Raw genomic sequence first — 18678 nt, forward strand, 5'->3', positions numbered from 1 at the left:
CAGAATTCTTCAATCTTTCAACTTAGGATGTGCAAGAATCTGTGCCGCTGCCCGCAATCCAGACCGCATAGCCGCATGGACCGTCCCCCAATGCCCCGTGATATCGGTATGTTCGCCGGCGAAATAAAGTGTTCCCGCCACAGGCTCCGTCATGTGCCTCGAGGCGTCGAGTCCGCCGGTCGCGACATAGCTGTACGCGCCACCGGTGAATGCATCATGCCTCCAGTCGTGCGTGTAGCAGCCCATCAGCAGGTTCGAGACGTAGTCTGTCTCAAGTCCGAAGATCCTTCCCAGCGTCGCGCAGGCTCGGCGGCTGATCTCCTCCGCATCCATCCCCTCCAAAGCCTGCGAACGCCGTCCTCCAACCCAACCCGTGATACTGTTGCTGGCCTCTGGATGCGGAGTCCACCAGACTGGCGGCATCTCCGAGAACGAAAACAGAAAACTCATCTCGCTCAGCGCGGGATGCGGCTCAAGTCCTCCCCAGAAACGCTCGCGAAAGAGCAGAGTGAACCGTCGAACCTGTCCCATCCGCAGACCGCCCGCGGCCTCCATCACTGTGTCGGGAGCGGGCGAGATCGCAACGCCGCCACCCTGCAAAACTCCAAGCGGAAGCGTCACGACCGCCCGCGCCGCAACGAAACTGCCCGAGTCCGTAATAATCTCTGCACGTCCAATCTTCCAGCGAATCTCCTTCGCCGCCCTTCCTGTTATCACCGTTCCGCCATACTCTGCAATGCGTTTCGCCAGATAAGCCGGAAGTTGGTCATAGCCGCCGCGCAGCCGAAAGATGCGGTCGCCCTCGCTTGCGTCTTCCGCCTTCTGCTGCGCTCCCAGCGACGCCGCACTTACGTCCCGGTGATCTGCCGCGTTGAAGCCTTCGACGTAGCCAATCATTCTGCCACGCTCTTCCGCGGGAACCTTCTCACGGTCGAGATACTCGGCAAAGCTGATATCAGGCCCTTCAAAATCTTCCAACCGTTCCAGCGGCTCAAACACTTCATCCATCCCGCCGCCGCAGTCGCTCACCGCACCGCCCTCAAAGCAGATCTGCGAGCCGTCACGTTCGTAGGTCTCCAGCCCCGCCTCCTCGATCAGAGCCCACAGCTCCGACGGTCTGCCGTGTATGAACTCCGCGCCGAGTTCAAACGCCTCGTCTCCAACAGCGTAAGAATGCGTCCGCCAATCCGATCTCGAGCCTCCAGCACCAGCACCTTCAGCCCGGCCTCAGCCAACGCCCTCCCCGCGGTCGTCAGTCCCGCCACCCCGCACCGACCACCACAACATCGGTTCTCTCACTCATAGCCGAGTTAGATGCACTATCAGGCAGCGTCACCAGGATCACCCCACCGCTCCCTGACCAACGTCAGCCCCTCTTCAGTGGTCGTCACTGAGCCCTCAAGCTGAGCATCCTCCGCAGCCTCCAGCATCTCTTTGAACTGCGGACCAGGGCGATATCCCGCAGCAATCAAATCCCGCCCCGTCACCAGCAGCTTCGGCCGCATCTCTTCGACCGGCGCAGCTTCATACCGCTCCCGCGCAAACTCATACAGCCGCAGATCCCCATGGGCCGACATGCAATCCATCCAGTGCAGCCCGAGATGTTCATCGAACTTCGGCAACCGAAGAAACCGCTTCAGCGTCGACTCCCGCATCTGCAGAATGTCTCCAAAGCGCATATGGTTCTTCACCAGCGCCACGATCTGCCCGGTCTCCTCGTTCGAAAATCGTAGCCGCGCAAGAATCGCTTCAGCGATGCGCACACCAACCTCAACATGCCCATCAAACCGAATGCGGTCCCCCGGCTTCTTCGGATCAGGCGGACGAAACGTGGCCGGCTTTCCGATGTCGTGCAACAACGCTCCCCAGGCGAGAGTCGGCGAAACCCCCGGCGTCAGCTTTTCCAGCAGCAGCATCGTATGCACCCAAACATCTCCCTCCGGATGAAACTGCGGCGGCTGCTCTACGCCGCGCATCTTCACAGCCTCAGGCAGAATGTGCTCCAACAAGCCGTACTCGCATAGCATCTCGAATGCCCGACGCGCATGTCCCTCCGTCAACATCAGCGTCAACTCATCGCGAATCCGCTCCAGGCTGACCTGCGTGATCTGTCCGGCTAACTTCTTGATCGCTGCAGCAGTCTCGGAATCGATTTCGAACTCAAGCCTCGCCGCAAACCGCACCGCCCGCAGCATCCTTAGCTTATCTTCCGTAAACCGATCCTTCGCGACGCCAATCGTCCGCACCCGATGCTTCGTCAGATCTTCGCGCCCGCCAACAAAATCGAGAATTGCCGATTCGTGTGCGTCCGCCAGAGGATCAAACAGCATGCCGTTGATCGTAAAGTCGCGTCGCTGCACATCCTCGCGAGGATCGGTCGAAAAACGCACCGCATCCGGCCTCCTCCCGTCGCTGTAAGCCGCATCATGCCGAAATGTAGCAACCTCGGTAGCAATCCCGCCGCCGTCTTCCTCCGGCGAGCAAACCAGCACCACGCCAAAGTGAGCCCCCACCGAATAGGTCTTCGCGAACATCCCCATCACCACATCCGGCGTCGCGTTAGTAGCCACATCGAAGTCCTTCGCCTCAACGCCGAGCAGCAGATCGCGCACGCATCCGCCGGCAAAGTAAGCCGTATATCCCGCCGCACGCAGAGACACCACGATCTCTCGCGCCGCCTTGTACCCCGCGTTCTCGCCCCAAAGCTCGCTCATGCTTCCCCTATGATAGAGAGATGCGCGAAAGCCCCCAAAGCGGCGCAACGACGGGCGAAACGACTGGCCACGAAACCGGCCACACCACCGGCCTGATCCTCGGCATCGAAAGCTCCTGCGACGAGACCGCAGCCGCCGTTGTCCGCGCAGGCAGCGAAGCCCTGTCAAATGTCGTCGCCTCACAGATGTCGCTCCACGCCAACTACGGCGGCGTCGTCCCCGAGCTAGCCTCCCGCGAGCACCTCCGCAATATCGTCCCCGTTGTCCGCGAGGCCATGTCCCGCGCCAACGTTACCTTCGCCGACCTCGACGCCGTGGCCGTCACCGCAGGCCCTGGACTAGCCGGCGCACTGCTCGTCGGCATCACCTATGCCAAGGCCCTCACCTTCGGGCTCGACAAGCCGCTCATCTCGGTCAACCACCTCGAAGGCCACATCCACGCCGTCCTCATGGAAACCCGCCAGCGCAGCGACGTCCCCATGGAACTCCCTCTGCTCGCCCTGGTAGTCTCGGGCGGCCACACCCATCTCTACCTCGCAAGCCATCAGCAGGGAAGCGAGACCGATTGGACCTACCGCAACGTAGGCCGCACCGTCGACGACGCCGCCGGCGAGGCCTACGACAAGGTCGCCAAGCTCCTCGGCCTCGGCTACCCCGGCGGACCGTGGATCGACGCGCTCGCCCCCCACGGCAACCCACGCGCCGTCCCTTTCACCTTTGCCGAGATCAAACATCGCGCCCCCCGCGAGGGAGTCACCAACAAAAAGCCCCGCAAACACTGAAGGCCCCCACTTCGACTTCTCCTTCAGCGGCATCAAAACAGCGGTCCTACGCTACGTCGAAACACACCACATGCGCGACAGCATTGAAGCCCGCCGCACCGCTCTCGCAGCCGATCCAACCCTCACGCCAAAATCCGAAGCCGTCATACAACTCTGCGACCAGCAAACCCTCGACCTGATCGCCTCCTTCCAGTACGCCGTTGTCGGCAATCTCCAGCGCCAGACCTTCGCCGCCGCCCAAGCCCTCGGTGCGCAGAGCATCCTCGTCTCCGGCGGAGTTGCCGCCAACAGCGAACTACGCCGCCGCCTCCAGGCCGAGGCCGACCGTCGCAATCTCCCCATAGCCTTCCCCTCGTTGGCCCTCTCCACCGACAACGCCGCCATGATCGCCGCCGCCGCCTGGCCAAAGCTGGTCGCCCGGGACTTCGCCTCCGAAGACCTCGGCGCAGCCCCCAGCTCCGCCTCGGCCAGCAGTAACTCCGCGCCCGACAATCTACCCCGGTAAATCAGCTAAAATCATCAAGGAATTCAAGCGAGAGCAGTCTGCACCGCGCCACGCGCCGGCTGCGGCAGGATACTAGAGCACGTGGCAACCATAGAACTGTTCAACACTCTCGGCGGAAAGATTGAAACCCTCGCCCCCGTCGACCAAAAAGCTCTGCGAATGTACTGCTGCGGCCCCACCGTCTACGACTACGGCCACATCGGAAACTTCCGCACCTTCCTCCACGTCGATGTGCTGCGCCGTGTCATCCGCCAGCAGGGCATCCCCGTCGAGCACGTCATGAACATCACCGACGTCGACGACAAGATCATCCGCAACGCTGCAGCCGCCGGCGTCCCCATCACCCAGTACACCGAAAAATTCGAGCGCGCATTCTTCGAAGACCTCGACGCCCTCGGCATCCAGCGCCCCGAGCACATCTCCCACGCCACCGCTTGCATCCCCGACATGGTGGGTCTGATCGAGCAACTCGCCGCCAAAGACATCGCCTATCAGACCGAAGACGGCAGCTGGTACTTCCGCATCGCCCGGTTCCCCGACTACGGCAAGCTCTCCAAAAAAGACTTTGACGGCATCGAAGACGGAGCCCGCGTCGACCTCGACGAGTACGAGAAAGATGCCGCTCGCGACTTCGCCCTCTGGAAGGCGGTAAAACCCGGCGAACAATCCTGGGACACAGCCCTCGGCACCGGTCGCCCCGGCTGGCACATCGAGTGCTCCGCCATGGCTACTAAATTTCTCGGTGAAAATATCGACCTCCACGCCGGCGGCGAAGACCTCATGTTCCCGCACCACGAGAACGAGATCGCACAGTCGGAGTCCGCCTCCGGCAAGCCCTTCGTCCGACACTGGATGCACGTCCGCTTCCTGCTCGTCGAAGGCAAGAAGATGTCGAAGTCTGAGGGCAACTTCTACACCCTCCGCGACCTGCTCCTCAAGGGTCATCGCGCCTCCGCCATCCGCTTTCTGCTCATCTCGGTGCCCTACCGCCACCAGATGAACTTCACCTTCGACAGCCTCATCGAATCCACCAACGCCATCGACCGCCTGCGCACCTTTCACCAGCGCATGCTGAAGGGCGGCTTCCCGCAAGGATGCGACCAGGCCCTCTCTCTGCTCATCGCCGAGGCAAGGATGGCGTACACCATCGCCCTCTCCAACGACCTCAACACCGCTGAAGCTCGCGCTGCCATCTTTGATCTCGTTCGCGCAGCCAACACTGCCGCTGACACAGGAACACTGCGCAGCCAAAACGCTACAGAAATCCTTCAGGTCCTCGAACTCTTCGACGCAGTCTTCGCCGTACTCGAAGACCGTGACGCCGCCATCACCCGCGCCGCGCTCGCCTGGGCCGAAGCCGAGGGTCGCATCGACGAGGCCGCCCCCGAACTTGTCGCCACTCTCTCCTTCTCCGACGCCGCCATCGACGCCCTCGTCGCCGAACGCACGCAGGCCAAAAAGAACCGCAACTTCGCCCGCGCCGACGCCATCCGCAACGACCTGCTCCAAAAGGGCATACTAATCGAAGACTCCAAAGATGGCGTCCGCTGGAAGAGAAAATAAACAAGCCGGAAGAGAGCACTTCGTAAACATGCGGCTGGAGTGGAATCAATGACCTTCGCAATCCGTACTCTCGTCGCAAGTTGTTTCCTCGCGGCATCTCTCGCCGCATCCGCACAAACTCCCACTGCTAGTACCACCCAATGGGAGAGCGAAGCCCTCAAGCTGCGCCTCTTCTATCCTTCGGACCTCGTCAAAGCCGACCCCGAAAAGGTGCTCCGCGACGGTCACCTCATGCTCTTCAATGTCGACAATCCAAAGCTCGCCGCAGAGACTCACTGCCTGCGCCCGGCCCTCCTTCTCGAACTCCCGCAGTCTGGTCCTGCGCAAACCACGGAGAGCCAACCAACCGCAGACGGCGGCACTCACGTCACCATCACGCCCGCCATCACCGCGACCATTCTTCTCGCCGAACTCGACGTCGACTGCCTCAATGCCGAGCACGAGAGCAGCAGCACCACCCTCCTCGCGGACCTCGCCGAGATCGTCAATAAGGTTCCCGGCATGAAGCCGATCGCGCAACCCTCCTGGTATAACGTCGGCTGGCAAAAGGTCCACATGGCCGCTGCGCAGGGTCCGGCGCCGAGCCAGCCGCAGCCCGCCGATCAAAAAGACTCCCAGCCCACAGTCCCCCAGCCGCTCTACACCATGGGCCTCTCCACCAACTGGAACAGCCACCTCCTCGTCTGGTACTTCGCTTCGAACAACATTGACACGCTCAATCGCATCACCAAAACCACCGTCCGCTTCGGCCGCGCCGAGGCCGTCCCGCTCTATCCCGTCCCCATGGGCACCGCGGCCCCATAACTACTTCCAACCTTCGCCATCTTCTGAGGCCCATGACAAAAGATCTGCTCCCCATCGAAGCCATCGTTGAAAAGCTAAATCTACCCGAAAAGTACGTTGAACGCCTCGGCCGCCACGGCGCAAAGCTCACCCTCGACCTCCTCGACGATCCCGCCTTCCCCGTACGCGGCAAGTTCATCCTCGTCACCGCGACCACCCCCACTCTCTCGGGCGAAGGCAAGACCGTCACCTCCATCGGCCTCGTGCAGGGCCTCGAAAAGATAGGCAAAAAGGCCATCATCACCTCACGCGAACCCTCTCTCGGCCCGGTCTTCGGCATGAAGGGCGGAGCCGCCGGCGGTGGCCGTTCGCAGGTCGAGCCCGCCGAAAAGATCAATCTCCACTTTCACGGCGACTTCCACGCCATCACCTCCGCGCACAATCTCCTCGCCGCCCTCATCGACTCGCATCTCTTCCACGGCAACGAGCTCGGCCTCGACCCCAACGCCATCACCTGGCCCCGCACGCTCGACATGAACGATCGTGCCCTCCGCCACATCATCGTGCAGGCCGGAGGAAAACGCGACGGAGCCAACCGCCACACCGGCTTCCTCATCACCGCCGCCAGCGAGATCATGGCCATCATGGCGCTCGCGGTCAGCAGGGAAGATCTACGGCTTCGGCTGGAAAGAATTGTTGTTGGCTCAACCCGCAGCGGCAAGGCCGTCCTCGCAAAAGATTTGAACGCCACCGGCGCAATGATGGCGCTGCTCAACGAAGCCATCCTCCCCAACCTCGTTCAGACAACGGAGGGCACGCCCGCACTGGTGCATTGTGGACCCTTCGGAAACATCGCCCACGGCACCAGCTCCGTCCTCTCGCAGCAGATGGGCCTTCGCCTCGCAGACTACGTCATCAACGAGACCGGCTTCGCCTCCGACCTCGGCTTCGAAAAGTATTTGGATATCGTCATGCCATCATCCGGCATCAAGCCCTCCGCCGCAGTCCTCGTCACCACGGTGCAGTCGGTTCGCAACCAGGGTGCAGGCGACCTCGAAGCCGGCTTCGAAAACCTGAAGAAACACATCGCCATCGTGCGCGGCTTCAACCTCCCCGCCATCGTAGCCATCAACCGCTTCCCCAACGACACCGACGAAGATCTCAAGTTCCTCGAGAAGTACTGCGAAGCCCAGGGCGCTGCATTCGCCCTCTCCGAGGCATTCACAAAAGGAGGAGCCGGAACCACCGCCCTCGCCGAGAAGGTCGTCAGCGTCATCGCCGCCAACCCCAACGTCATGCCCACCAGCACCTATACTTCTAGCGCCTCGCCGCTCGAGAAGATCACCGCCGTCGCGCAAAAAGTCTACGGCGCAGCCAACGTCGAGCTCTCGCCACAAGCCGAAGAAAAACTCGCCCGCTTCACACAATGGGGCTACGGCGAGCTCCCGGTCTGCATCGCCAAGACCCAATACTCGCTCACCGACGACCCCAAGCTGATGGGCGCTCCCACCGGCTGGACCCTTCACATCACCGACGTCGTTCTCTCCGCCGGCGCGGGCTTTCTCGTCGTCATCTCAGGCAGCATGATGCTGATGCCCGGACTGCCAAAGTCCTCTCGGGCCATGGGCATCAACGTAGACGCCAGAGGCAATATAACCGGCATGTCCTAGCCCATCGAAAAGGCATACAAGTCACGAAGTGACCGCCCCACGCGCAGTGGGCCCGTCCGGCAGGACATCTCTAAGAATGCAAGAAAAAGAGCGACGAGCCGCAGACTAAGCCTCTTGCCCAGCGGCAATATCCTCATTCACCACCGACGCTGCTCCGCTCTTCATCTTCGAGCTGGTCACCAGGAACACCGCCACCAGAATCGCCGCCATCCCCACGTACTCCACCGCTACAAAGCGCTCCCGCATGAAAATCACCCCAAGAATCACGGCAATCACCGGATTCACATACGCATACGTCGCCACCTTCGAAACCGCGACATGGTCCAGCAGGTAGACATACGCGCTGTAAGTCAGAATCGATCCGAACGCCACCAGATAGAGCGTTGAAGCCCAGGCCTGCAATCCCCACTGCGCCCCGTGATATCCCTTCGTCGCAAGCAGCATCAGCACATTGAACACGCCGCCGAACAGCATCTCCCACCCCGCCGCCGCGAATCCGCTTATCCGAAAAGTCGATCGCCGCGAGATCACAGACGCACTCGTCCAGCACATTGCTCCGCCCAGCGTCACCCCTGCCGCGACGATCTGCCGCGAGTCACCATGCAGTCCCTCCCGCAACCCCGGCCACAGCAGGAATATGATGCCGGCGAATCCGATGCAGATTCCGATCCATCCTTTCGCTCCTAACCCTTCGCCTTTGGGCAGAACAATCTCGATCAGCGCCGCATACAAAGGAATCGAAGCCACCAGCAGCGCCGCCAGCCCCGTCGGAAGATACTGCTCCGCCCAGATCACCGACGTATTGCCGCACCCCAGCATCAGCACACCGATGATCACCAACCGCACCAACTCCTGTCGGTTCGGCCACATCTTCATCCGCAGCACAGCCGATGCGGCCAGCATCAGCACACCAGCCATCAGAAACCGCACGCTCCCCAGCACAAACGGCGGCAGCACCTCTACCCCATACCGCATCGCCAGATACGTCGATCCCCAGAACAGATAGACGCACGCAAAACACAACAGAATCCTTGTTCGGTTGGGCGCTGAACGTGCTGAGTTGACGGGCATTCCTCAATGGTATCGCGCCTTTGCCCCAGGCCTCCGAGCCTGTATTCGGAGTCCGCCCGGTGCTACGATAAGGAGATGGTGCTTCGTCCTGCGGCCTTCTTGCTCGTCTTTCTTGCCTGTGTCTCGGCACTCTCCCAAGCTCCCGACCAGTCCTCCGCGCAGTCCAATCCCAACCTGCCGCGAAGCTTCCGCGACCAGGACCTGAACATCACCTACTTCTATCCGGGCCGTTTCGTTCCCGACCCCGCAAGCGTCGCCGTAACCCCCGCCGCGCCGGCATCTTCCAGCTCGACCACCACCGCCACGCCGAAGTGCGCCCGCTCTACCTTCTTCGCCAATTCGGTCACCCCAGTCGACACTTCGTCCTTCGTCCTCTCCACCATCGACAACAGCTGCCCCAACGTTCTCCGCGGCGCCACCACGCTGGGCCCCTTCATCCGCGAGCAAATCCTCCGCCAGCTCAAGCAGTACGGCGAGCCCACCGTCACCCAGGAACCCACCCGCTACACCATCGATGGCCATCCCGCCGCCATCGTCCTCGCCTCGGTCCCCATGCCCGCGACTCCTGGCAAGATCCCCCAGACCACCTACGCCGCCAAGGCCTGCTTCCTCGGCAACATCCCGGTCAAAGCCAAGAAGAAGTCCGACCCAGCCGACCCCACGCGCCACGTCCTCTGCTTCGACTACACCACCCTGCACAGCGATCTCTACCATCTCCTGTTCGCCTTCAGCCTGCAGTTCGACAACGACACTCCCCAGCCCGTGGTACCCGGTAGCGTCATCCGCTAGCGCTTGCGCAAGATTGTGTTGCAAACAACGCGAGCCATCAGACTCGAGCGTTACTCCTCGCGCAACAGCAGCAAAGGATCGGTAGCCAGCGCACGCCGCGCAGGAATCCAGCCAGCCAGCAGCCCCAACAGAAGCATCGTCGCCACCACCCCACCCAGCACAACCGGATCCCACGGCGTAGCCTGAGACACGATGAACGCCAGCAGCTTGCCAGCCGCCAGGCCCAGCAGCAGCCCCATCACCGAACCAAAGGTCAGCAGCCGGAACGTACGTCCCAGTGCCGCATGCAACAACTCTTTCTTTTGCGCCCCCAAGGCAATGCGAATCCCGAACTCCCGCAGCCGTTTGCTCACCGAATACGAAGCCATGCCGAAGATCCCAACTACTGACAGCATCGCGCCCATCACACCCAGCACACCGAGCGAAATCGTCGCCATCCGCGGACCAAACAGAAACACGTCCAGAGCCTTATAGCGCGTCTGGATATAAACCGGCAGGCCGGCATCCATATTCCGCAACGTATCTCTGATGGCTTGTCCCAACTGCTCCGGATCGCGGCTCGACCTCACCACAAGATAGGCCGAATTCGACGGCGATTGCAGAATGGGAAGAAACATCACCGGCTGCGGATCTTCCGTGAGGCTTCCATATCTTCCATCCTCCGCAATCCCCACAACCTGAAGACGCGCTCCATCCGGCATCTTGAAGTACGCGCCCATAGCCTTTGCCTCGGAGCCGAAGATCTTCCGCGCAAACTGTCGATTCACCACCGCCACGCGCGGCTTGTCTTTATTCTCCTGCCAGGTGAAGCCTCTTCCCGACACCAGTGCCGTACCCGCTGCCTGAAAGTATTCAGGCGAGACCTTGAACATCAGTGCGTCTGATGCGGCATTCGCAGGCCTCAGATCCGAGGTACTGTCGGCGAAGACATTCGAGTCCGGTTGCGCATCCCCCAACGGCACCTGATCGGCCAGGCCCACGGACTCCACACCCGGAATCGCCGCCAACGCATCAATCATGCGTTTTTGCATCGGCGGCACTTTGTCGCCCCGATAGCCGGCCATGTTCAAGTCTGTCTCAACCAGCATCATATTCTGCAGTTCGAAGCCGAAGTTGTTGTGCAGCGAATGCGCCAATCCGCGCACGGCAACGATCGAGGACGTGACAAGAACGGCACAGATTGCAATCTGCACCACAAGCAGCAGATCGCGGAAGCTCATCCGCAGTCCAAACCTCCCGCGCTTTGTTTCAACGCAGCCACCCTTCACCGCCTCATACGGATCGGTGCGAAGAACCTGCCCCACCGGCACCGCGCCAAACAGTAATCCACTCGCCAGCGCCAGAAACAAAGCGACCGCATACACCTTCACATCTGGATTCACGGACATATGCAGCGGCCACCGGGAGATTGGCTGCCACACGCTCAACGCCCTCAAGAGCACCACGCTGCCTGCAAGCCCAACTGCCCCGCCCGCCAGCGAAATCAGTACCGCCTCGGCAAAGAGCCCACGCAGAATCCGTTTGCGGCTCGACCCAAGTGCAAGCCGCAGAGCAATCTCACGTGATCGATCGGCAGCGCGCGCCGCAAATAGGCTGCCGAGGTTGGCACAGGCAGCCAGTAGAATCAATCCCGCCAGTAGCATCAGTGCCGTCATAAAGGTCCGCACAGGGCGGCCAATATAGTCGCCATAAAGACCAGGGCGCGCCAGTTTGAAGCTCATCTTGGGATCGTCTTTGGGGTAAGCCCTCTCAAGAGAAGCTCCCACCGAATCCAGATCCGCAATTGCCTGTGCCGGAGTTACTCCCGTCTTCAGGTGTCCCAACGTCATAAAGACCCAGCGATCGCCGCGGTTGTTCAGATCGTTTTCATCGAACTGTGCATGATTCACAATCGGCACAAAAAATCTGGATTGAAGAACATCAGCGTGCCGTGGAACTCAGGCGGCGCTACCCCGATGATGGTGTACGGAAACTTGTTCAGCCGAACCACGCGACCTACTACGCCGGCATCGCCCTGAAAGTGGCTGTGCCAGAAGTCATAGGTCAGCACGATGTACGGTGCGCTGTTCGGTCCGTGCTCATCGGAGCCATGAAAGAACCGGCCCAGGTACGGCTTCAGTCCAAGAGCATCGAAGTAATTTCCACTGGCCTCATCAACCCATGCGCGTGAGGGATCGTTGCCTGTATCCAGCGCCGCCTCCATGACGTTGTAAGCTGCCAAACTCTCAAAACTGTGGTTGCGGTCCCGCAGATCGAGATAGTCCGGATAAGACTCGGCCATGTCGTTGCTGGACAGGCGCCACAACCCGTAGAGGCTCTCCGACTGGGGAACATTCAACGGCCGCAGGATGAACGCATTCAAAACAGCAAACACCACCGCATTCGCCCCGATCGCAAACGCCAGCGTCAAGATCGCAACAACCGCAAATCCAGGTTTCTTGACCATCCTGCGCATCGCGAAACGAATATCCTGAAGCAGCCCCGCCCCGAACTGCCCGCCAAGCGCATCACGGCTCTCTTCTTTCAGCCTTTGATAACCACCAAATTCAATGCGCGCACGCCTCTCTGCCTCTGCACGCGGAAGACCACCACGCTCAAGATCATCGGCACGATGCTGAATGTGCGAGCGAAGCTCCTCCTCGATCTCACGGTCGGTCTCAGAGCGATGAAAGAAACTCGAAGCAAAGGAGCGAAGAGAGTCGAAGAATCTCATATTTCCTCCGGCTGCGGTGCGAGTGCGCTCGCGATGGCAGTAGACAGGCGATTCCAGCTATCTGTCTCTTCGCGAAGACGTCTCCGGCCTGTTGCAGTCAACTCGTAAAACTTGGCCCTGCGGTTGTTCTCAGAAGTCCCCCAGTCCGCCTTCAGCAGACCCTGCCGCAGCAACCGAAACAACCCGGGATACAGAGCGCCCTGTTCAATCAGCAGCGCACCAGCGGAGATCTGCTGAATACGCAGAAGCACACCATACCCATGCAAAGGCCCAAGCGAGACCGCGCGAAGAATCAGAAGATCAAGCGTGCCGGGAAGGAGTTGAGCCTGGGTAGTCAAGATTTCCCCTAAGATGATTAGGAGACTAGCCCCACTTCCCTAAGCTGTCAAGGAGAGTTTTTGGGCCAAAACTGCCACGCCATCCTCGATGCGAGGCCAGTCCCAGCCATCCGGAAGCATCTGCACGCTTTAGAGCAAAGGCCTTGATGGCGTAGAGGACAGATCTTGCCAAAGGAGCGGGTGCCCATGTCTCGATTCTGAGACATGGGTTTCAATCGGGTCATCGAACTCCAGATGATCGAGAACCCGCTCCAATCAATGGTTTTCGAGTGTTACCGCAATAAGGTATACTCACCGCCAAAGGCAGACTCCCCAATGAAATCGCTGTTCGACACAGCCCGGATCAATCGCATCGCAGCCTTCCAGTGCCGCTCCAGGCGCCACCAGATGCCGCGTCGCCATCTCCGCGTCCTGCCCAGCCTCACGCGACCTAGTCTCTTCGCCGGCGACTAAGCTCGAACACCCAACAGCCGGCGAAGACCCCGCCACCAGCGCAAACCGTTCTCTCTGCAACCACAGAGCGCCGCCGCCCTTCATCAGGAACGGATACGAGCACGAACGGATAGACCAAACGCACCGCTGCCCCAAGGAGAGATTCGCATGACCACCCTTACTGAAAAGACCCTCGAAGACCTGAAGCAGAACTCCGCCCAGGGCGTCACTCACGCCGCTGGAGAAGCCATCCGCTCGAAGCACTACGCCGAGTTCGGCCCCAAGCTCAAGACCGCCTTGCCCGGACCCAACGCGACCAAGATCGTCGCCGACGACGCCCGCCTCATCTCCCCCAGCTACACGCGCAGCTACCCCATGGTGGCCAAATCCGGCCGCGGCATCCGCGTCACCGACGTCGATGGCAACGAGTTCATCGACTTCGCCGCCGGCATCGCCGTCAACTCCACAGGCCACTGCCATCCCGAAGTCGTCAAGGCCATCCAGGACCAGGCCGCCGAACTCATCCATATGTCCGGCACCGACTTCTACTACGAAAACATGACCACCTTCGCCGAGCGCCTCTCCGCCATTGCGCCCATGCCCGGCCCGCACAAGTTCTACTACGGCAACTCCGGTGCCGAAGCCGTCGAGTGCGCCATGAAGCTCGCCCGCTACCACACCGGCCGCCAGAACATCATCAGCTTCTTCGGCGGCTTCCATGGCCGCACCATGGGCGCGCTCTCGCTCACCGGCTCCAAGCCCCAGCAGAAGCGCCGCTTCGCACCCTTCGTCCCCGGCGTCCATCACGTGCGCTACCCCTACGCCTACCGCGGTTGTAGCGGCGGCGCGCAGGAAGAAGAGGCCTTCGCCCTCGGCTGCGCCCGCTACATCGAAGAGAAGCTCTTCAAGACCATCCTCCCGCCCGAAGAGGTCGCCGCCATCATCCTCGAGCCCATCCAGGGCGAGGGCGGCTACGTCGTAGCCCCAACCAGCTTCCTCCAGGAGATCCGTCGCATCTGCGATCGCCACGGCATCCTACTCATCGCCGACGAGGTCCAATCCGGCGCTGCAAGGACAGGGAAGTGGTGGGCCATCGAGCATTCCGGTGTCCAGCCCGATATCGTCTGCATAGCCAAAGGCATCGCCAGCGGAATGCCGCTAGGCATCTGCATGTCGAAAGCTGAAGTCATGGACTGGGTCCCCGGATCGCACGCCAGCACCTTCGGCGGCAATCCCATCTGCATCGCCGCAGCCCTCGCCACCATGGACATCCTGGAGCGCGAAGGTCTTCAGAACGCCGCCACCATTGGCGAAAAGATGCTCGGCCGCTTGCGTCCCTGGATTGCCAAACACCCCACCGTTGGCGACGTTCGCGGCCGCGGTCTCATGATCGGCGTCGAACTCGTCAAAGACAAGGAGTCGCGCACGCCAGTCGGCCCCATGCGCGACAAAGTCGTTGATCTAGCCTTCGAGCGCGGTCTCCTCATCCTTGGCTGCGGCGAAACCACCATCCGCCTCTGCCCGCCGCTCATCGTCAACGAGCACGAGGCCAACATAGCCCTCGACATCCTCGAGGAGTGCATCGCCCTAGCCGCAAAAGCCTGAATGAACGGTCCTGCCGGACGGGCCCGCTGCGCGCGGGGCGGTCACTTCGTGACTTGTGTACTCTTTCGTGGGCCTCCCGTGGGTCGGCATGTTGCTTCCGACCAGCGGGAGGACCCAGGTTGATGTGCTGTCGAGACCGGTAGACGCGTCACGAAGTGACCGCCCCGCGCGCAGCGGGCCTGTCCGGCAGGACAGTGTGCCCTTACGAGCGCACACCATACCGAGTTGCCGAATGCTTATGCGAAAGGTTCGGCCCCAGCGCCACACGAGCAGCATTGAACTTCTCCCAATCCGCCACTTCGGACAGCGCCGGAATCGTCACCAACTCGCCGCTATCGAACGCCGCCAGAGAAGCATCCACCATCTCCTCCGAGCTCATCACAATCTCCGACGGCAGATTTTGATGCCCACCAATCCCCGCACGGTCCCAGAACTCCGACGCCGTAGCACCCGGCAGCACCGCCTGCACCTGAATCCCCTTGCCCCCAACCTCTTTATGCAGCGACTGCGTAAGATTCAGCACATACGCCTTCGTCCCGCTGTACACGCCATTCAGCAACTCCGGAGCCACCGCAACAATCGAAGAGATATTGATGATCGCGCCCTTGCCTCTCGCAAGAAATCCCGGCACCACAGCATAGGTCAACCTCGTCAGCGCCGTCACATTCAACTCAATCATGTTCTCAAGTTCGTCAATCTTCGAGTCAACCAGTGAAGTAGTTCCGCCGAAGCCTGCATTGTTTACCAGCGCCGTAATCGAACGATCAGAGCGCAACCGCTCCTCGACCTTGCGCAAATCCGCCTTGTTCGTAAGGTCTGCCGCGACAACATCCACTGAACGGCCAGTAGCCGAACTCAGCGAAGCTGCAAGATCATTCAGCTTCCCGCCGTTGCGAGCTACCAGGATCAGGTCATAGCCGCGATGCGCCAGGCGATCCGCATAAACTGCACCGATTCCTGTCGATGCGCCAGTGACGAGGGCCGTGCCGAGAGTGGTGCCTTTAGAAGAAATAGCTGAGGTAGTCATAAAGTCTCCGTCCTGCGAAAGTGTGAATTAGAAAACTGATTCGCTTACTTAGAGTAGACCGGTTGGTTAATCGATTCAAAAAGATACTTCCTCCTGCAAAGAAAGTTTTCTTCCTAAGGCCTGACTCTCCTAGTCCTGCCCAGACACGCCGCCGCGCGCTTCAACCAGCTCCCGGCGTCCGGGTTGGTCGGCACGCTCGGCAACCTTGAGCAGCTCGTTGAAGTATCTCTTCGCCCCTGTTGATCGCCGGTCCTCTTCGCCGCCTCAGCCGCCCCGTAGAGAGACCAGAACCGATTCGGCTCCCTCTTGAGTGTCGATTCAAACTCCACAAGCGCTTCAGCGGGTCGCTTCGACTCCAGCAGCAAATCTCCCAGCAGCTCGCGTGCCGGGGCGAGCGGCCCCGGCGTAACCACGCTCTTTTCGGTCGCATCTTCCAACTCGGCGGCTCGGCGCATCCCGGCCAATGCGTCTTCGGATTGCCCCTGCGAAAACGCCAGCCATGCGACAACTTCCAATCGCTGAATCTCCACCTGGTTCGCCCAGAAGCCCTCTTTCATGGTGTTCAACCGGTCGCGGCACTTCGCCAGAGAATCGATTGCAGCACGTACCCCAGCACTGTCCTTCATATGCGCAGCCCCCAGGCCTCGGGCAAAGTAGGTCATGGCCTCCGCGTAAGGAAACGGGCTTGGCAGCGGCTGAAGTTTCGCAGCGTTTGCCCAGTCACGCCGCTCCAGATCGTATCGTGCCGGAATCGCCGCCCTCGCAAAGTAGGCCGCCGACGGGCCGCCCGCGCCACCGATCTGCATCTTCGGATTGAAGCGCGCAAAAATCTGATCAGCAGATTCCACTACGCCCTTCGAAGCTTTGTCCTGGGCCGTCTGCAGATAGGCGTACTCCAGATAATCGCTGGCATGCAACTCGTCTGCCGGCTGTCCCGCGCTGCGTGCAGCAGCCGCAGAGGCAACATTGGCGTCAATCGAAGCCTGCCAGTCTCCCACTCGCGTGAATGTATGCGAGGGCATATGCAACGCGTGAGGAGTCGAAGGCGCAATCTCGCTGTAGTGCTGTGCCGCTCCCGCCGCCCGTGCAGCCAGCGTTGGAACGTCATACGTGTGAATGATGTAGTGCGCCAGTCCCGGATGATCTGGATATTGCGCGTACAGGCGATCCAGAATCTCACCAGCCTTCAGCTGACGGGCATAAGTTTTGTCGGCTGGATCTGCGGCGGTCGACACAGCCAGCGCGTAGAAAATCGCCGCCTCTGTGTCCTCAGGATAGGCAGCACTCACCGCAGCCATCGCACTTTCATACGCCAGTTCACGAGAGCTCTGATCAACAGTAGCTGTGTCCGTATAGAGGCGCGCCACAGCCTCAAGATAAGCGCGCTCACGCTCACTCTTCGGAGGCGATCCTCGTCCCTGTTCGACGGCCTTCAGACCCGCATCGAGTTGTGCCTGCGACTTGAGATCCGAAGCGAAGGGATTGCCCCAATCGCTCAATGCGATACCCCAGTAAGCCATCGAACACGACGGATCGCTCCCAAGAATCGCACGGAACGCTTCTATCGCACTCGCAAACTGAAACGAGTGCATCAGCGCCACCGCCCGATTGAACTGCGGTTGAGTCACAGTGCTGCACGACGTGCTGAAGCTCACCGTCCCCAGCTTCTCGGGAGCACCGTGATGGTCGACCTGGGCGAACTCCACCGGAGACAGCATGGCAAGAGCCACAACAGACAAGGTGAAGCGAGTTTGCATCACAGTTTGCATCCCACTCACGCTCGGCGAAACATGGTCAGCGCGCGATCGACTCGATCATAGCCCACACTCACCGCGGAACGTTGCTGAGCAGTGCACGTGCTTCATCACCAAGCTCAACCGCAGCTCCGCCTACTTCTTCAGCAACACATCAAACGCAAAGTGAAGAAAGTTCTCCAGCGGCTTGTCGCTCTTCTCCGCCTTCATACGAATTAACGATCCCTCATAGCTGTTCAACAGAAACCCGGCCAAAGCGTCCGGATCCGTAGCCTTCGCCAGATCCCCCGTTCCACCGCCTCGCGCAGCACATCGGCAACACTCTTCTGCCAGACCGCAAAGACCCCCTTCAGCTCCGACCGCAGCCGCGGGCTGTGGTCCGCAACCTCCAGGCTCAGACTCCCCACCAGGCACCCACTGATCTCCCCGCGTTGTCCAAACACTGAGATCAGCTCTTCGAAATACCGCCACAGCCTCTTCAAAGGAGCAACCTTACGATCCCCAAGCACCCTCTCCGACCGTTCCCCCTCGCCCTTCGCGTAAAGGCGAAACACCTCCACGGCAAACTCTTCCTTGCTTGGAAAGTAGTGATAGAACGAGCCCTTGGGCACCTTCGCCAGATCGAGCACCTCCTTCACCCCGGTCGCCGTATACCCGGTCGAACGAAGCCGCTCGAGCCCCACTGCAAGCAGATGATCGCGAGTTGAAGGAGGAGCCCCCATAACCAATTAATAATAGACTGGTCGTCTATTGAGGTCAACCCGCTTCCGATCTGCCGACAATCAGTTCAAAACCATCTGATCCTCTGCTGATCTTTTCTGCGGCGATGTCCTCCGCGTCAATCGCGCATTCGACAATCGCAGCGACCGCTCACCCCTTCTTCGATCATCGCGAATTAATTTCTGACAAAGTGTGCTGCAGAATTGACGATC

At 60.5% G+C, this 18678-nt stretch carries 18 protein-coding genes; 7 read left to right on the forward strand and 11 right to left on the reverse strand.

Annotation, left to right across the window (positions count from 1 at the left end; all coding sequences use genetic code 11):
• Positions 1-9: 9 nt before the first annotated feature.
• The 3 genes from RBB80_RS10635 to RBB80_RS10645 all read right to left on the reverse strand — a co-directional run bounded on the left by RBB80_RS10635 (position 10) and on the right by RBB80_RS10645 (position 2714).
• Positions 10-1029: a flavin monoamine oxidase family protein gene (locus RBB80_RS10635; RefSeq protein ID WP_433968149.1), complete on the reverse strand. Its 1020-nt coding sequence runs from the start codon at positions 1027-1029 to the stop codon at positions 10-12.
• Between the two features lie 65 nt (positions 1030-1094).
• Positions 1095-1265 carry an FAD-dependent oxidoreductase gene (locus RBB80_RS10640; RefSeq protein WP_433968150.1) on the reverse strand — a complete coding sequence of 57 codons (171 nt, stop codon included), beginning with the start codon at positions 1263-1265 and terminating at the stop codon, positions 1095-1097.
• A gap of 57 nt (positions 1266-1322) precedes the next feature.
• Positions 1323-2714 carry a CCA tRNA nucleotidyltransferase gene (locus RBB80_RS10645; protein ID WP_433968151.1) on the reverse strand — a complete coding sequence of 464 codons (1392 nt, stop codon included), beginning with the start codon at positions 2712-2714 and terminating at the stop codon, positions 1323-1325.
• A 20-nt stretch (positions 2715-2734) separates the two neighbouring features.
• Here RBB80_RS10645 and RBB80_RS10650 point away from each other — a divergent pair, with 20 nt between their 5' ends.
• The 5 genes from RBB80_RS10650 to RBB80_RS10670 all read left to right on the forward strand — a co-directional run bounded on the left by RBB80_RS10650 (position 2735) and on the right by RBB80_RS10670 (position 8017).
• Positions 2735-3496: a tRNA (adenosine(37)-N6)-threonylcarbamoyltransferase complex transferase subunit TsaD gene (locus RBB80_RS10650; protein WP_433968152.1), complete on the forward strand. Its 762-nt coding sequence runs from the start codon at positions 2735-2737 to the stop codon at positions 3494-3496.
• Positions 3432-4001: a hypothetical protein gene (locus RBB80_RS10655; RefSeq protein WP_433968153.1), complete on the forward strand. Its 570-nt coding sequence runs from the start codon at positions 3432-3434 to the stop codon at positions 3999-4001. The genes RBB80_RS10650 and RBB80_RS10655 overlap by 65 nt, the downstream gene beginning before the upstream one ends.
• Positions 4002-4082: 81 nt before the next feature.
• Positions 4083-5564: a cysteine--tRNA ligase gene (gene cysS / locus RBB80_RS10660; protein WP_433968154.1), complete on the forward strand. Its 1482-nt coding sequence runs from the start codon at positions 4083-4085 to the stop codon at positions 5562-5564.
• 48 nt (positions 5565-5612) lie between these two features.
• Positions 5613-6368: a hypothetical protein gene (locus RBB80_RS10665; protein WP_433968155.1), complete on the forward strand. Its 756-nt coding sequence runs from the start codon at positions 5613-5615 to the stop codon at positions 6366-6368.
• A gap of 32 nt (positions 6369-6400) precedes the next feature.
• Complete coding sequence (locus tag RBB80_RS10670; protein WP_433968156.1) at positions 6401-8017, forward strand: formate--tetrahydrofolate ligase; 1617 nt, start codon at positions 6401-6403, stop codon at positions 8015-8017.
• Positions 8018-8122: 105 nt separating this feature from the next.
• Here RBB80_RS10670 and RBB80_RS10675 read toward each other — a convergent pair whose 3' ends face one another.
• Positions 8123-9040: an EamA family transporter gene (locus tag RBB80_RS10675; RefSeq protein WP_433968157.1), complete on the reverse strand. Its 918-nt coding sequence runs from the start codon at positions 9038-9040 to the stop codon at positions 8123-8125.
• Between the two features lie 123 nt (positions 9041-9163).
• Between RBB80_RS10675 and RBB80_RS10680 the strand changes: the two genes are divergently transcribed.
• Entirely contained in the window at positions 9164-9877 is a 714-nt protein-coding gene (locus tag RBB80_RS10680; protein ID WP_433968158.1) for a hypothetical protein, read from the forward strand.
• A 50-nt stretch (positions 9878-9927) separates the two neighbouring features.
• Here RBB80_RS10680 and RBB80_RS10685 read toward each other — a convergent pair whose 3' ends face one another.
• From RBB80_RS10685 to RBB80_RS10700, 4 genes are all read right to left on the reverse strand, one after another.
• Entirely contained in the window at positions 9928-11775 is a 1848-nt protein-coding gene (locus tag RBB80_RS10685) for an FtsX-like permease family protein (protein ID WP_433968159.1), read from the reverse strand.
• Positions 11763-12590, reverse strand: a complete 828-nt coding sequence (locus tag RBB80_RS10690) for an ABC transporter permease (RefSeq protein WP_433968160.1) — start codon at positions 12588-12590, stop codon at positions 11763-11765. The genes RBB80_RS10685 and RBB80_RS10690 overlap by 13 nt, the downstream gene beginning before the upstream one ends.
• Positions 12587-12928: a PadR family transcriptional regulator gene (locus RBB80_RS10695; RefSeq protein WP_433968161.1), complete on the reverse strand. Its 342-nt coding sequence runs from the start codon at positions 12926-12928 to the stop codon at positions 12587-12589. Before RBB80_RS10695 ends, RBB80_RS10690 begins: the two co-directional genes overlap by 4 nt.
• Positions 12929-13219: 291 nt before the next feature.
• Positions 13220-13465, reverse strand: a complete 246-nt coding sequence (locus RBB80_RS10700; protein WP_433968162.1) for a hypothetical protein — start codon at positions 13463-13465, stop codon at positions 13220-13222.
• A gap of 63 nt (positions 13466-13528) precedes the next feature.
• Between RBB80_RS10700 and RBB80_RS10705 the strand changes: the two genes are divergently transcribed.
• Entirely contained in the window at positions 13529-14965 is a 1437-nt protein-coding gene (locus tag RBB80_RS10705; RefSeq protein WP_433968163.1) for an acetyl ornithine aminotransferase family protein, read from the forward strand.
• Between the two features lie 202 nt (positions 14966-15167).
• On the opposite strand, the gene RBB80_RS10710 is transcribed toward RBB80_RS10705, so the two are convergent.
• The 3 genes from RBB80_RS10710 to RBB80_RS10720 form a co-directional block, all read right to left on the reverse strand.
• Positions 15168-15992 carry an SDR family NAD(P)-dependent oxidoreductase gene (locus tag RBB80_RS10710; protein ID WP_433968164.1) on the reverse strand — a complete coding sequence of 275 codons (825 nt, stop codon included), beginning with the start codon at positions 15990-15992 and terminating at the stop codon, positions 15168-15170.
• Positions 15993-16105: 113 nt separating this feature from the next.
• Complete coding sequence (locus RBB80_RS10715; protein ID WP_433968165.1) at positions 16106-17749, reverse strand: hypothetical protein; 1644 nt, start codon at positions 17747-17749, stop codon at positions 16106-16108.
• A gap of 233 nt (positions 17750-17982) precedes the next feature.
• A complete protein-coding gene (locus RBB80_RS10720) occupies positions 17983-18468 on the reverse strand; it encodes a TetR/AcrR family transcriptional regulator (RefSeq protein ID WP_433968166.1) in 486 nt (161 codons plus the stop codon).
• Between the last annotated feature and the right edge of the window lie 210 nt (positions 18469-18678).

Origin of the sequence: Tunturiibacter gelidiferens (assembly GCF_051013345.1) — a bacterium.
In the GTDB taxonomy this organism is placed as follows: domain Bacteria; phylum Acidobacteriota; class Terriglobia; order Terriglobales; family Acidobacteriaceae; genus Edaphobacter; species Edaphobacter gelidiferens_A.